Below are 14,654 nucleotides of genomic sequence, written 5' to 3'. Positions count from 1 at the left end.
TGTGGTGGACCGGGCGGGGCCGCGAGGGCGCGTCCTCCCACCTTCGGTTCAGGTCCGACGGTACCGTGCCCAGCATGATCCGGTGGCGCCGCGGCGAAGTCGTAGAGATCCTGCCCTCCTGGCCCGGTGTCCGCGTGTGCGCGGTCTCCGTGCCCGCTCGCGGAGCACCGCCCGAGCAGGCCGTGACCTGCGCCGCCCTGGCGTACACGGACCTCGTGGGAGCACCTGAGGTGGGCGACGCGGTCCTGCTCAACACCGGCGCCCTGGACCTGGGACTGGGCACGGGAGGGTACGCCCTCGTGGTCGCGGTGCCCGACCGGTTGCCCTCCGACCGGGAGGGGCCCGGGCACCTGGTGAAGGCACGGTACACACCGCTCCAGGCGACCGTGCTCGGCGCGGACGAGCAGGGGTCGCCCCACCACGCGGCGCTGCGCGCGGCCGAGGGGGTCGACGGTATGCCGGTGGTCGTGGCCGACCTGCACTCCGCGCTGCCCGCCGTCCTGGCGGGGGTACGCGTCGAGCGGCCCGGGACGCGGGTGGTCAACGTCATGCTGGACGGCGGCGCGCTGCCCGCCGCGTTCTCCCGGGTCGTGGGGGCTTTGCGTGAGGACGGCCTGCTCAGCGGGTGTGTGACCACGGGACAGTCCTTCGGCGGCGACCTGGAGGCGGTCACCGTCCACTCCGGGCTGTTGGCCGCCCGGCACGTCCTGGACGCGGAGATCGCGGTGGTGTGCCAGGGGCCGGGCAACCTGGGCACCGGCACCCCGTGGGGCTTCTCCGGTGTCTCCTGCGGTGAGGCGGTCAACGCCGCGGCCGTCCTGGACGGGCGGCCGGTGGCGAGCCTGAGGGTCAGCGAGGCCGACTCCCGGGAACGGCACCGCGGGGTGTCCCACCACAGTCTGACCGCCTACGGACGGGTGGCGCTGGCCCCGGCGGACGTGGTGGTACCCCGGCTACCGGGCTTCTTCGGGGAACGCGTCCGCGACCAGGCCTGGCCCCTCGGAGAGCGGCACACCCTGGTGGAGGTGTCGGTGTCCGGCCTGGAGGACGAGGTGCGCGCGCTCCCGGTCAAGGTGTCCACGATGGGGCGCGGGCTGGACGAGGACCGGTCGGCGTTCCTGAGCGCGGCCGCCGCCGGGCGCCACGCCGCGACGCTCATCGACGGTTGAGACCGCGCGGCGCGTCCGGGCCGACCGGGTGGTCGGCGTCGTGGTCCCCGGTGTACTGGGCCGCGAGGAGGGGGCGTTCGGCCCCCGGGAGCGGCGTGCGGCGGGTGATGGCCATCATGTGTTCGCTGGGCACGTCGAAGAAGCGTCCGGGGCGGAACATGGCCAGGGAGGCCGGATCGGCGCGCACCCCCTCGTCCACCCGGATGACGTCGGGCACGAAGACGCTTCCGTCCCCGCAGGTCACCCCCCACTGACGACCGGGGCCGGCGGACACGACCTGTCCCGGGTGCCCGCCCTCGACCTCGTGGGAGAGGCGCCCGCCGCACAGGGTGATGCGCGCGCCGCCGAACATCGCGAACGCGCCGGGGTAGGGGGAGGCCAGGGCGCGCACCATGCGGTCCACGTCCCGGCCCGCCGCCGCGAGGTCCAGGTGGCCGTCGCTGGGACGGCGCCGGGGCCACTCCGAACCGTGGCCCCTCTGCGGCTGTCGCGGAGCGCGCCCCTCCAGGAGGGCGCCGAGGTGGCGCACGAGCAGCTCCGCCTGGAGTGTCGCGGCACGCTCGTACAGGTCGGTGGCGGTGGCGTCCTCGGCCACGTCGAACCGGATGCGGTCGACGATGTCGCCGCTGAAGGCGTCCCGGTCCAGGTGGAGGAGGGTGACAGCGCTGGAGCGCATGTCGCGCAGGATGGTCCAGGGAATCGGCGCGCGGCCCCGTCCGACCGGCAGCGGTGAGGGATGCAGACCCACCCCGCCCAGCGGAAGGGAGGCCAGCACCTCCTCGTGGACCAGCTGGGACCAGCCCGCCACCACCATCAGGTCGACGCGGTGGGCGACCAGGGCGTCACGGACCTCGTCGGTGTTGATGTCGGCGGCCCGCAGGTGGGGCAGCCCGTGGCGGCGGGTGACCTCCTCGAAGTCCGCGTACCCGCAGCGATGCGCCAGCTCCGCCGGGTAGGAGACCACCAGGTCCGGCGGGCGCCCCTGGGCGCAGAGCTCCTCCAGCGCCGGGACCCCCAGGCGTAGTCCCGACACGTAGCAGTACCGCCGCTGGTCCGGCATGGTTCCCCCTCGACCCGCCCCGCCGTGCGCAACCGACTCTACGCACGCCGACCGCGCCTTCCCGGCAGCACGGACCCGTTCTGCGTGTCACCGGACCGGTCCGACGCCGCCCTCCTCACGCGGATCGGGGGCCGTGGACACGCCTCCGCCCCCGCGGCTCCGGGAGCGCGGGGGCGGCGGTGCGAGCTGATCCGGGGGCTACTCCTCGGACTCCTCGGGTTCCTCGGCGACCTCGTCGCCGCCGGCCCCCTCCTCGGACTCCTCGGTCTCCTCCGGCTCGGGCGGCGGCGGGTTGTCGTAGGCGCCCAGCACGTCGACCACGAACACCAGGGTCCCCGCAGGGGCGCCCATCGCCTCCTCGGAGGTCGCGCCGTAGGCCATGTCCCCGGGAACGACCAGCATCAGGCGGCTGCCGACCCGCTGGCCGACGATGCCCTCGTCCCAGCCCTTGATGACCGCTCCGGCACCGATCGTGGTGTCGAAGGGGATGCCGCCCTGGGTCCAGGAGGAGTCGAAGACCTCGTGGTCGCCGTTCTCCTCGGGCTCCCAGCGGATGCCCGTGTACTGGACGATGATCTGCTGACCCTCCTCGACCTCGGCGCCCTCGCCCTCGATGAGGGGGACGACGTCGAGCTCGTCCGGGGCGTCCGCGCCGGGGATCTCGATCTCGGGCTGGCGGTGACCGTCCTGCGTCACCGTGGGCAGGTCGCCGCCGCCGTCGTCGGTCTGCTCTCCGGGCACGACCGCGCCCTTGCTGAACCGGTCGACCATGTCGATGACCAGGACACTGGCGCCCTCGGGGGCGGTCTGGCCCATGGCCTCGGCCTGGGCCATCTCCTCGGCGGACAGCGCCGGGAAGACGTAGACGGCGCGGCTGCCGATGGGCTGGCTGACCAGCGTCTCGGTGATGTACTCGGGCATCTGGTCCATGCGGATCAGGTCCGGAGCGCCGTTCTCGTAGCTGGACTGCCCCTCGACCGGCTCGCCCTCACCGGGTGCCGTCCACTGGTACTGGACGACGTTGGCGATGACCAGGTCGTCCGCACCGACCAGGGCGTCCTCGCCCGACCCCTTGCTCACGACACCGGAGATCTCCTCGTCCGGGGGCTCGATGTCGGGGAAGGTGATCTCCGGTTCCTCGCCGACGTCACCGGTGACCTGCGGCAGGCGGGAGTCGAGCGTGTCGTCGTTCATGCGGAGGAAGGCGGGGGTACGCCAGTCCTCCGGGAGCGATGAGCAGCTGGAGACCGCCAGGGCGATGGCGGTCAGTGGCACCGCGAGGGCGGCAGCACGTCGGTGCATGGGTCACAACCTCTGATTTCCGGCTCAGGACAGGGTCACACTACCGAACAGTCGGAGTTCGGCCAGCCCCTGGGAGCATCCGGTTCCGGATTTCGGTTGACGCGAACGCGGTGTGGACCGGCACCGTAAGCGGGACCCCTGGTCGCGTGGGGCCACGGCCCCGGGGGTGACCGTCACCGGCCATCCCCGGGGCCGCTTCCGCCGACCGGCTCACATCCCGGCGATCAGCTTCTCGACCCGCTCGTCCACGGACTTGAAGGGGTCCTTGCACAGCACGGTGCGCTGCGCCTGGTCGTTGAGCTTGAGGTGCACCCAGTCCACGGTGAAGTCGCGCCGCTGTTCCTGGGCCCGCCGGATGAACTCGCCGCGTAGCCGCGCGCGGGTGGTCTGCGGAGGCACCGACTTCGACTCGAAGATCTTCAGGTCGCCCACCACCCGGTCCATCTGTCCGCGCTTTTGCATCAGGTAGAACAGGCCTCGTTCACGGTGGATGTCGTGGTAGGTGAGGTCGAGCTGGGCCACCCGGGGGGAGGAGAGGGTGAGGTCGTGCTTGTCCCGGTAGCGCTCCAGGAGCATGTACTTGGCCACCCAGTCGATCTCGCGCTGGACCGTCTCCAGGTTCTGGGTCTCCACCGCCTCCAGGGTGCGCTGCCACAGGTCCAGCACGCGCTTGCCCACGGCGTCGGTCCCGTGCCGGTCCACGTAGCCCTGCACCTTCTCCAGGTACTCGCGCTGGATCTCCAGGGCGCTGGCCTCGCGCCCGTTGGCCAGGCGCACCTTGCGGCGACCGGTCATGTCGTGGCTGACCTCGCGGATCGCCCGGATCGGGTTCTCCAGGGTGTAGTCGCGCATGACCACCCCGGCCTCGATCATCCGCAGCACGAGATCGGTGGAGCCCAGCTTGAGCAGGGTGGTGGTCTCGCTCATGTTGGAGTCGCCCACGATCACGTGCAGACGCCGGAACCGTTCGGCGTCCGCGTGGGGCTCGTCCCGGGTGTTGATGATGGGGCGGGAGCGCGTGGTCGCGGAGGAGACGCCCTCCCATATGTGCTCGGCCCGCTGGCTCACGCAGAACAGCGCGCCCCGGGGCGTCTGGAGCACCTTGCCCGCACCGCAGACGATCTGCCGGGTGACCAGGAAGGGGATGAGCACGTCGGCCAGACGGCCGAACTCTCCGTGCCGACCGACCAGGTAGTTCTCGTGGCAGCCGTAGGAGTTGCCCGCCGAGTCGGTGTTGTTCTTGAACAGGTAGATGTCCCCGGCGATGCCCTCCTCGTGGAGGCGCTGCTCGGCGTCGACCTGCAACCCCTCCAGGATGCGCTCGCCCGCCTTGTCGTGCGCCACGAGGTCCACGAGACTGTCGCACTCGGGGGTGGCGTACTCGGGGTGGCTGCCCACGTCCAGGTACAGGCGGGCCCCGTTGCGCAGGAACACGTTGCTGCTGCGCCCCCACGAGACCACCCTGCGGAAGAGGTATCGGGCGACCTCGTCCGGTGACAGGCGGCGCTGCCCCCGGAAGGTGCACGTGACCCCGTACTCGTTCTCCAGCCCGAAGATCCGTCGTTCCACGCGGCCTCACCAACTTCCCGTCACCGTGGTGTGGACGACGGGGCCGCGTCGCCCACCACCAGCCCGGCCGGTGCGGCGCCCGGGCGGCGCCGCACCGTAGTGCTGTCAGATCACTCGTCGGTCCCGTCCCCGGCGGCGCCGCGCTTGCCCTCCTCGATGAGGGCGGTCAGGCGGTCGCCGTGGATACGGCGGAACTTGCGGTGCTCCCGGGAGCGCTCCAGCACGGCGACCTCCAGGTTGGCGGCCTCCAGCTCACGCTCCTCCCCGTTGTCGTGGGCCAGCGCGCGGGTGGCCGCGTTCAGCGCCGCGCTGAGCGGGGCGTCGGCGGCGAACCTGTCCTTGAGCTGGCTGGACACGTGCTCGGAGGAGCCGCCCACCGCGACGAAGCCCTGCTCGTCGACGATGGAGCCGTCGAAGGTGATGCGGTAGATCTCGTCCTCGGCCGCCGTGTCGCCGACCTCGGCGACCACGATCTCCACCTCCCAGGGCTTGAGGCTCTCGCTGAAGACGGTGCCCAGGGTCTGGGCGTAGATGTTGGCGAGCTGGCGGCCGCTGACGTCGCGGCGGTCGAACTGGTACCCGCGCACGTCCGCGAAGCGCACGCCCATCAGGCGCAGGTTCTCGAACTCGGGGTAGCGGCCGACGGCGGCGAAGCCGATCCGGTCGTACAGCTCGCTGATCTTGTGCAGGGTGCGGGACATGTTGTCCGCCACCAGCAGGATTCCGCCCTCGTACTGCAGGACGACGGCGCTGCGGCCGCGCGCGATGCCCTTGCGCGCGTAGTCCGCCTTGTCCTTCATCTGCTGTTCGGGGGCGACGTAGAACGGCATCGACACCGCGGATCGTTCCTTACCTAGTCGGGAGAGGTCTGGGGTGGAGGCTCGGGTCGCCTCAGCTCAGCCGTGCCTTGGGGCCGTCGGGCTCGGCGGCACGGCCCTCGACGACCTCCGTCGCCAGCCGGGCGACCTCGTCGGAGCCGACACGCCGGTGTCCGTCCTCGGTGATGACGTCGACGAGGGGGAAGATCCTGCGGTGCAGGTCGGGTCCGCCGGTGGCGGAGTCGTCGTCGGCGGCGTCGTAGAGCGCCTCCAGCGCCACCTTGACCGCCGTGGTCTCGTCCATGTCGTCCCGGTAGAGCTTCTTGACGGAGCCCTTGGCGTAGACCGATCCGGAGCCGACCGAGTAGTAGCGGTGTTCCTCGTAGCGACCGCCCACGGCGTCGTAACTGAAGACCCGTCCCTGCCGAGTGTTCTCGTCGAACCCGACCAGGAGCGGAACCACGACGAAGCCCTGCATGGCCATGCCGAGGTTGCCGCGTACCATCTGGGCGAGCTTGTTCGCCTTGCCCTCCAGGGAGAGGGAGCGGCCCTCCAGCTTCTCGTAGTGTTCGAGTTCCACCTGGTACAGCTTGGCGAGCTCGATGCCGATGCCCGCCGAACCGGCGATGGCCACCGCGGAGAACTCGTCCGTTCGGTAGAGCTTGTCCATGTCACGGTTGGCGATGACGTTGCCCTGCGTGGCGCGCCGGTCGCCCGCGAGCAGGACACCGCCGGGGAAGGTCAGCGCGACGATGGTCGTCGCGTCCGGGGTGAGGTGCTCGGCCGTGCCGTGGGCCCCGGCCGAACCGGCGTGGTGGCCGGGCAGCAGCTCGGGCTTGACCTCCCGAAGAAACTCGGTGAAGGACGAGGTCCCCGCACTCATGAAAGCGGCCGACATCCGTCCGCCCTCGAAACCTTCGAACACGCGACTCCCTCCGCTCGCGCCCCACCCCGTCTCGGGGGCGGGTGGGGCGCCTGTCGTCTGTCTGTCGTTCCTGGCGGCCGGGCTGGTACCGGCCGGTGGGACCGACACTAGTCCCGCGCGCCCCGGGGCCGTCGCCGCCCGAGTGCGCTGTCAGCGAACCCCGGGGTCACTGACCGCCCTTCTGCACGAACTGGCGCACGAAGTCCTCGGCGTTGCTCTCCAGCACGTCGTCGATCTCGTCCAGGATGTCGTCGACGTCCTCGTCGAGCTGCTCGTTGCGCTCCTGCGCCTCCGGTGCCGCCTCGGTCTCCTCGACCTCCTCGTCACGCCGGGTGGAGTGCTTCTGGCCGCCGTTGTCATTCGCCATCTGTCATTACCTCCCGTTCGGGGCCCTCGCCCTTATCTTGGCCCAACGGCCCCCGACTCAACCGTCTTCCACAGGCCCGATACCCGCTAGTTACCTCGGATCGTCCCGTCGGATCGGTGCGGCGCGGGCACGAGGAGCGCCCGCGCTCCGGGCGTGTCCACGCGAAGGGGGACGAAGTCCCGCGAAGCACCGGGTGACGCTGCGTCGCGCCCTCCCCCACCCCTTCCGTTCGCCATGCGCACACACATTCGAGTGCCAAACGACCTTCGCGCCACTCCCCCATCCTGACCACGGGGTGTACGCGTACGTCACCCCGCCGTCACTGTTGGCACCCGGTTCCCGTGTCCGCATCCGGCCAGGCGAACTCCTTGATGTACTCGCGAGTATGTGATCCGCGCACGGTGCGTCATCGAAGACGGTGGTCAGAGCGGTCCCACGCCAACACACGACCCCACGCCCTCCGATGACCGGATCACCCGTGGACTCCCGCCCGGGCGAGGAAATCCCTGACCGGGCTTCCGCCGCCGGAGGCGTTCACCTATGGTGTGGGTCCGTTCACCGAGCGTCTCGGTGCACGGTGGAGACCCTCGGCAGATCCGAGGCTCCCCGGGGCCGGTCCCCTCGGGGAACCGCCCCCGCCCCCACCCTCACCCCCACCCCAAGGAGTACACGCACCATGCGACCCTCCCCCGTCGTCTCAGCGATCGGCACGGGAGCGCTGGCCTTCGGGCTCGCGTTCTCGGTCGCGCCCGGCGCCTCAGCCGTGACCGCGCCCACCGAGCCCTCGCCCCAGGGCGAGGCGACCACCATGCAGGAAGCCCTGGAAAGGGATCTCGGCCTCACCCCGCTCGAGGCCGAGGACCTTCTCGACGCACAGACGGAGGCCACACAGATCGACACCGCGGCCGCCGAGGCCGCCGGAGACGCCTACGCCGGCTCGGTCTTCGACACCGACACCCTGGAACTGACCGTCCTGTTGACGGACGGCGCCGCGGTGACGGCCGTCGAGGAGACCGGCGCCCGGACCTCGCTGGTCTCCCTCGGCACCGAGGGCCTGGCCGCGATCATGGACGAGCTCGACGCCGCGGGCGGCCAGCCCGGCGTCGTCGGCTGGTACCCCGACAGCGCCGAGGACGCCGTGGTCATCGAGGCCACCGACGCCTCGCACGCCGAACGGCTCGTCGAGGCCGCGGGCGTGGACCCCTCCGCCGTCCGCGTGGAGAGCGCCGGTGAGACCCCCGAGCTGTACGCCGACATCGTCGGCGGCGACGCCTACCACATGGGCGGCGGGCGGTGCTCGGTCGGCTTCGCCGTCACCGACTCCTCCGGCAGTGACGGCTTCGTGACGGCCGGACACTGCGGAACGGTCGGCACCACCGCCTCCAGCGCGGACGGCGGCGGCTCCGGCGTGTTCGAGCAGTCGGTCTTCCCGGGCGACGACGCGGCCTTCGTCCGCGCCACGTCCAACTGGACCGTGACCAACCTGGTGAACACGTACGGAACGGGCAGTGACCAGACCGTCGGCGGCTCCAGCCAGGCGCCGGTCGGTTCCGCCGTGTGCCGGTCGGGCTCCACCACGGGCTGGCACTGCGGGAGCATCGAGGCCCGCGGCCAGTCGGTGAGCTACCCCGAGGGCACCGTCACCGACATGACGCGTACCAACGTGTGCGCCGAGCCCGGCGACTCCGGCGGTGCGTTCATCTCCGGCGACCAGGCCCAGGGCATGACCTCGGGCGGTTCCGGAAACTGCTCCTCCGGCGGGACCACCTTCTACCAGGAGGTCGGACCGGCACTGAGCAGCTGGAACCTCAGCCTCGTCACCGGTTAGCCCACGCGCGGGGTCCGTCGGACCCCGCCCGAGCGCCCTCGTCCGCCACCCGGCGGGCGGGGGCGCTCCGCGTTCCCTACACCCCCGAGAGGCCGGACGCGACCGTTCCGCCCCCGGACCGCACCCAGCCACCCGCCATTCGCACGCCCGGGCGCTGTGCGCACGGGCCTGTCGCCGCGAGCGAAGCCATGACCACCGGTGTTACGCCTGCGTGTCCGAGCGGCCACGTTTGGTACGGGGTACCGGTGTCCGCATGTGGCCAAAATGCCCCTCTTGCGGCAGGCGCACGAATTCGGTCGGTAGCGCATCGACTCCGACAACCACGAGGTGGCCGCCGACACCGCCACGTTCTGCGACCGCCAGGTGACCGGTCATCCGGTGACCCGACACCGATCTGAATGCTGCACCCTTCTGGCGGTCTTTCCCTCACCAAAACGTGCACCTATGGTTAGGCGTTGTTTACCGAATGTCTCGGTGAACGCCTGGGGTCGGCACGAGTTCGACCCCGATCCCCCGTCAATCCCCCCAGGAGAGTAGGGACCTCATGCGACCCTCCCCCGTCGTCTCCGCCATCGGAACGGGAGCCCTGGCCTTCGGCCTAGTGCTGTCCGCGACTCCGGGCGCCATCGCCGGCACCGCCTCGCTCCCCCAGTCACCCACCCCGGAGGCTGACGCCGTCTCCATGCAGGAGGCGCTCCAGCGCGACCTCGGCCTGACCCCGCTCGAGGCCGACGAACTGCTGACCGCCCAAGACCACGCCTTCGAGGTCGACGAGGCCGCGGCCGAGGCCGCCGGAGACGCCTACGGCGGCTCCGTCTTCGACACCGAGTCGCTCGAACTGACCGTTCTGGTCACCGACCCCTCCGCCGTCGACGCCGTGGAGGCCACCGGCGCGGAGGCCGAGCTGGTCTCCTACGGCATCGAGGGCCTCGACGCGATCGTCGAGGAGCTCAACGCCGCCGAAGCCGTGCCCGGCGTGGTCGGCTGGTACCCGGACGTGGCGGGCGACACCGTCGTCCTGGAGGTCCTGGAGGGTTCCGGCGCCGACGTGGACGGCCTGCTCGCCGACGCCGGTGTGGACGCCTCGGCCGTGGAGGTCACCAGCAGCGAACAGCCCGAGCTCTACGCCCAGATCATCGGCGGTCTGGCCTACACCATGGGCGGCCGCTGCTCGGTCGGCTTCGCCGCCACCAACGCCTCGGGCCAGCCCGGGTTCGTCACCGCCGGCCACTGCGGCCGCGTGGGCACCCAGGTGACCATCGGTGACGGTCGGGGCGTCTTCGAGCAGTCCGTCTTCCCGGGCAACGACGCCGCCTTCGTGCGCGGTACGTCCAACTTCACGCTGACCAACCTGGTCAGCCGCTACAACACCGGTGGCTACGCCACCGTCACCGGGCACAGCCAGGCACCGATCGGCTCCTCCGTCTGCCGCTCCGGCTCCACCACCGGTTGGCACTGCGGCACCATCCAGGCCCGCGGCCAGTCGGTGAGCTACCCCGAGGGCACCGTCACCAACATGACCCGGACCACCGTGTGCGCCGAGCCCGGCGACTCCGGCGGCTCCTACATCTCCGGCACCCAGGCCCAGGGCGTGACCTCCGGCGGTTCCGGCAACTGCCGCACCGGCGGGACCACCTTCTACCAGGAGGTCACCCCCATGGTGAACTCCTGGGGCGTGCGGCTCCGGACCAGCTAGTCCGGGCTGCCCCCGCGGCACCTGACCCGGTTCCCCGAACCGGTCGCTCCACCGGCGTCCCCGTCCGCGTCCAGCGGGCGGGGACGCTCGCGTGCGGCCCCCGAGCCCGCAGGCCGCCACGGGGACCGGACGGTGGGCCGCCCCCGGAAGGGGACACACGGACCACCGTCCACCGAGGTCAGCCCCTGCGGTTGCCCCCCAGGACGGCCACCAGGTCGGCGGCGGTCGGCGAGGCGTCCAGCAGCCCGCCCACGTGCTCCCTGGTCCCTCGGCTCGGCTCCAGGGTCGGCACGCGCTGGAGCGAGTCGTACCCCGGGAGGTCGAAGATGACCGAGTCCCAGGAGGCGGCGGCCACCTCGTCGGCGTACTTGGCCAGACAACGCCCCCGGAAGTAGGCACGGGTGTCCTCGGGCGGTTCGGTGACCGCCCGGACCACGTCCGCCTCCTCCACCAGACGCCGCATCCGGCCGCGCGCGGCCAGCCTGTTGTAGAGGCCCTTGTCCTCACGGACGTCGGAGTACTGCAGGTCCACCAGCTGTAGCCGGGGGTGGGACCAGTCCAGCGCGTCCCGGGAGCGGTAGCCCTCCAGGACCTTGAGCTTGGCGACCCAGTCCAGTTCGGCCGCCAGGTCCATCGGGTCGGCGGCCAGCCGCGACAGGACCGACTCCCAGCGGTCGAGGACGTCGGCCGTGTCGGGGTCCACGTCGGTGCCGAAGCGGTCCTCGACGTACTTGCGGGCCTGGTCCAGGTACTCGCCCTGGAGCTCCAGCGCCGTCATCCGGCGCCCGTCGCGCAAGCGCACCCTGTGGGTCAGCCCCGGGTCGTGGGAGACCGCGCGCAGGTCGGCCACTGAGGTCTCCAGGGACAGGTCCGCGCTGAGGAAGCCGTCCTCGATCATCGACAGCACCAGCGCGGTGGTCCCCAGCTTCAGGTAGGTGGAGACCTCGCTCATGTTGGCGTCACCGATGATGACGTGCAGGCGCCGGTACTGGTCCGGGTCGGCGTGCGGCTCGTCACGCGTGTTGATGATGGGGCGCTTCAGGGTGGTCTCCAGGCCCACCTCGACCTCGAAGAAGTCCGCCCGCTGGGAGATCTGGAAGCCGCTGCCCCGGCCGTCCGCGCCGATCCCCACCTTGCCCGCACCGCAGACCACCTGCCGGGAGACGAAGAACGGGATGAGGTGCCGGACGATGTCGCCGAAGGGCGTCGACCGGTTCATCAGGTAGTTCTCGTGGCAGCCGTAGGAGGCGCCCTTGTTGTCGGTGTTGTTCTTGTACAGCTGGATCGGCTCGATGCCCGGGGTTGCGGCGGCGCGGGCGGCCGCGTCGGCCATCACCCGTTCGCCCGCCTTGTCCCACAACACCGCGTCCCGGGGGTTGGTGACCTCCGGCGCCGAGTACTCGGGGTGCGCGTGGTCCACGTAGAGCCGCGCACCGTTGGTGAGGATGACGTTGGCCAGGCCCAGGTCCTCGTCGGTCAGCTGGGTGGGGTCGGCGACCTCACGGGCCAGGTCGAACCCGCGGGCGTCGCGCAGCGGGTTCTCCTCCTCGAAGTCCCAGCGCGCCCTCCTGGCCCGGGCCGCCGACGCGGCCAGGTAGGCGTTGACCACCTGGGTGGAGGTGACCATCGCGTTGGCTCCGGGGTTTCCCGGCACGGAGATCCCGTATTCGGTCTCGATACCCATAATCCGCCGCACACTCATGATGAGAGGTTATCCGCCGCGGACCTGTCTTGAACGCTTCCGCGCCAATTGTGGCCTAAGCGCCGTCTTCCCGGGCGTTTCCGAGAGCCCATCATCGGCGTGTCGCCGCAGTTCGTAGTGGTTTATCCAGTTTCTCCCGAAAGGAAAACGGGAACCGATCCGCACGACCCCCGCCCCGGTTCCATTGCGCTCCCCCAAGCCGCAGAGGTACCGGGGGCCGTGGGTCATCACCGTGTCGACACGGGCGGCGGTTCGTCCGGACGGCGGGAGGGGCCGACCAGAGTCCTGGTCGGCCCCTCGAACGCTTCTCTCGCGGTGTTCCTACAGGTACTGCCCGGTGTTGGCGACGGTGTCGATGGACCGACCGGCGTCGGCCCCCTTCTTCCCGGTCACGAGCGTCCGGATGTAGACGATGCGCTCGCCCTTCTTGCCCGAGATCCGGGCCCAGTCGTCCGGGTTGGTGGTGTTGGGCAGGTCCTCGTTCTCGCTGAACTCGTCCACGCACGCCTGGAGCAGGTGGGAGACGCGCAGACCCCGGGACTGCTGGTCGATGAAGTCCTTGATCGCCATCTTCTTGGCCCGGGAGACGATGTTCTCGATCATCGCGCCGGAGTTGAAGTCCTTGAAGTACAGGACCTCCTTGTCACCGTTGGCGTAGGTGACCTCCAGGAAGCGGTTCTCCTCGCCCTCGGTGTACATCCGCTCCACGACCCGCTGGATCATGGCGTCCACCGTGGCCCGCGCGGAACCGCCGTGCTCGGCCAGGTCCTCCTCGTGCAACGGGAGTTCCTCGGTGACGTACTTGCCGAAGATGTCCCGCGCGCCCTCGGCGTCGGGCCGCTCGACCTTGATCTTGACGTCCAGACGACCGGGCCGCAGGATCGCCGGGTCGATCATGTCCTCACGGTTGGAGGCGCCGATGACGATGACGTTCTCCAGGCCCTCCACACCGTCGATCTCGCTGAGCATCTGCGGGACGATGGTGTTCTCCACGTCGGAGGAGACCCCCGAGCCGCGGACACGGAAGATCGAGTCCATCTCGTCGAAGAACACGATGACGGGGGTGCCCTCGGAGGCCTTCTCCCGAGCGCGCTGGAAGACCAGGCGGATGTGCCGCTCGGTCTCGCCCACGTACTTGTTGAGCAGTTCCGGACCCTTGATGTTGAGGAAGAAGCTCTTGCCGACGTCCCTGCCCGTGCGCTCGGCCACCCGCTTGGCCAGCGAGTTGGCGACCGCCTTGGCGATCAGCGTCTTGCCGCACCCGGGCGGGCCGTACAGCAGTACGCCCTTGGGCGGGGTGAGCTGGTGCTCGCGGAAGAGGTCCTTGTGGAGGAAGGGCAGTTCGACCGCGTCGCGGATCATCTCGATCTGGCCGGACAGTCCGCCGATGTCGGTGTAGGAGATGTCGGGGACCTCCTCCAGGATGAGCTCCTCCACCTCGGACTTGGGAATGCGCTCGTACACGTACCCGGAACGCGGCTCCATCAGCAGCGAGTCACCGGGACGGACGGGCTCGTCGCGCAGCGGCTCCGCCAGGCGGACGATCCTCTCGTCGTCGTGGTGCGAGATCACCAGGGCGCGCTCGCCGTCCTCGAGGAGCTCCTTGAGCATGACGACCTCGCCGACCGTCTCGAACGACTCCACCTCGACGACGTTGAACGCCTCGTTGAGCATGACCTCCTGGCCCGGACGCAGGTTGTCCAGGTCCACGGAGGGACTGACGTTGACCCGCATCTTGCGGCCGTTGGTGAAGATCTCGACCGTGTCGTCCTCACGCGCACCGAGGTAGACACCGAAGCCGGACGGCGGCTGCGAGAGCCGGTCGACCTCCTCCTTGAGCGCGACGATCTGTTCGCGCGCCTCCTTCAACGTGGAGACGAGCCGTTCGTTCTGCCCGTTGGCGCCCGCGAGGTTGGCCTGGGCCTCCCGCAGGCGCTCCTCCAGCAGACGTACATGTCGGGGTGAGTCGGCGAGCTTGCGCCGGACCACGCTGAGTTCCTTCTCCATGTAGGCCACCTGGGCCGTGAGCTCAGCGACTTCTTGGTCCCGATCGCCCTGGCGCTCGTCCTCGCGTTCGGCCACGTCCGCCACCTCCCTGTAGGAACTACTCGGAAACCTACCTACCCATGCCCAATTCCTAACCTGCAACCCCGCACGAGTGTCGTGGGCCTCATTTCGGGAACTTGTGTCCAGCCAGGTCAGAGTGGTAGCGAAAGGC

Annotated in this window: 11 protein-coding genes; 3 read left to right on the top strand and 8 right to left on the bottom strand. The window is 70.5% G+C overall.

The genetic code is table 11. The features are described from left to right. Positions 1 to 74 precede the first annotated feature (74 nt). Positions 75 to 1,169, top strand: coding sequence for a DUF3866 family protein (locus ACFYL4_RS09920; RefSeq protein WP_387517940.1), 1,095 nt, complete (start codon positions 75 to 77; stop codon positions 1,167 to 1,169). On the opposite strand, the gene ACFYL4_RS09915 is transcribed toward ACFYL4_RS09920, so the two are convergent. From ACFYL4_RS09915 to ACFYL4_RS09890, 6 genes are all read right to left on the bottom strand, one after another. Then, positions 1,156 to 2,229 carry a formyltransferase family protein gene (locus tag ACFYL4_RS09915; RefSeq protein WP_357763286.1) on the bottom strand — a complete coding sequence of 358 codons (1,074 nt, stop codon included), beginning with the start codon at positions 2,227 to 2,229 and terminating at the stop codon, positions 1,156 to 1,158. The genes ACFYL4_RS09920 and ACFYL4_RS09915 overlap by 14 nt on opposite strands. 198 nt (positions 2,230 to 2,427) lie before the next feature. Beyond that, the gene (locus tag ACFYL4_RS09910) at positions 2,428 to 3,531 is read right to left on the bottom strand and encodes an FKBP-type peptidyl-prolyl cis-trans isomerase (RefSeq protein WP_387517938.1); all 1,104 of its coding nucleotides are present in this window, start codon (positions 3,529 to 3,531) and stop codon (positions 2,428 to 2,430) included. 210 nt (positions 3,532 to 3,741) lie between these two features. Next, positions 3,742 to 5,100, bottom strand: a complete 1,359-nt coding sequence (pafA, locus tag ACFYL4_RS09905) for a Pup--protein ligase (protein WP_357763292.1) — start codon at positions 5,098 to 5,100, stop codon at positions 3,742 to 3,744. Positions 5,101 to 5,210: 110 nt separating this feature from the next. After that, the gene (gene prcA, locus ACFYL4_RS09900) at positions 5,211 to 5,936 is read right to left on the bottom strand and encodes a proteasome subunit alpha (RefSeq protein ID WP_357763295.1); all 726 of its coding nucleotides are present in this window, start codon (positions 5,934 to 5,936) and stop codon (positions 5,211 to 5,213) included. A 55-nt stretch (positions 5,937 to 5,991) separates the two neighbouring features. After that, positions 5,992 to 6,843 carry a proteasome subunit beta gene (prcB, locus tag ACFYL4_RS09895; protein ID WP_357763298.1) on the bottom strand — a complete coding sequence of 284 codons (852 nt, stop codon included), beginning with the start codon at positions 6,841 to 6,843 and terminating at the stop codon, positions 5,992 to 5,994. A 166-nt stretch (positions 6,844 to 7,009) separates the two neighbouring features. Then, positions 7,010 to 7,210, bottom strand: a complete 201-nt coding sequence (locus tag ACFYL4_RS09890; RefSeq protein WP_357763301.1) for a ubiquitin-like protein Pup — start codon at positions 7,208 to 7,210, stop codon at positions 7,010 to 7,012. A 676-nt stretch (positions 7,211 to 7,886) separates the two neighbouring features. Between ACFYL4_RS09890 and ACFYL4_RS09885 the strand changes: the two genes are divergently transcribed. Next, positions 7,887 to 9,038, top strand: coding sequence for a S1 family peptidase (locus tag ACFYL4_RS09885; RefSeq protein ID WP_387517934.1), 1,152 nt, complete (start codon positions 7,887 to 7,889; stop codon positions 9,036 to 9,038). Between the two features lie 544 nt (positions 9,039 to 9,582). Continuing rightward, a complete protein-coding gene (locus ACFYL4_RS09880) occupies positions 9,583 to 10,734 on the top strand; it encodes a S1 family peptidase (protein WP_387517932.1) in 1,152 nt (383 codons plus the stop codon). A gap of 178 nt (positions 10,735 to 10,912) precedes the next feature. Here ACFYL4_RS09880 and dop read toward each other — a convergent pair whose 3' ends face one another. Together dop and arc are read right to left on the bottom strand one after the other, a co-directional pair. Further along, positions 10,913 to 12,436, bottom strand: coding sequence for a depupylase/deamidase Dop (gene dop / locus ACFYL4_RS09875; RefSeq protein WP_387517930.1), 1,524 nt, complete (start codon positions 12,434 to 12,436; stop codon positions 10,913 to 10,915). A gap of 321 nt (positions 12,437 to 12,757) precedes the next feature. Continuing rightward, a complete protein-coding gene (gene arc, locus ACFYL4_RS09870; RefSeq protein ID WP_357763313.1) occupies positions 12,758 to 14,527 on the bottom strand; it encodes a proteasome ATPase in 1,770 nt (589 codons plus the stop codon). Positions 14,528 to 14,654 lie beyond the last annotated feature (127 nt).

This window comes from Nocardiopsis sp. NPDC006938 (assembly GCF_042869555.1).
Classification (GTDB): Bacteria; Actinomycetota; Actinomycetes; order Streptosporangiales; family Streptosporangiaceae; genus Nocardiopsis.
This window is presented reverse-complemented; position numbering and strand designations above follow the sequence as displayed.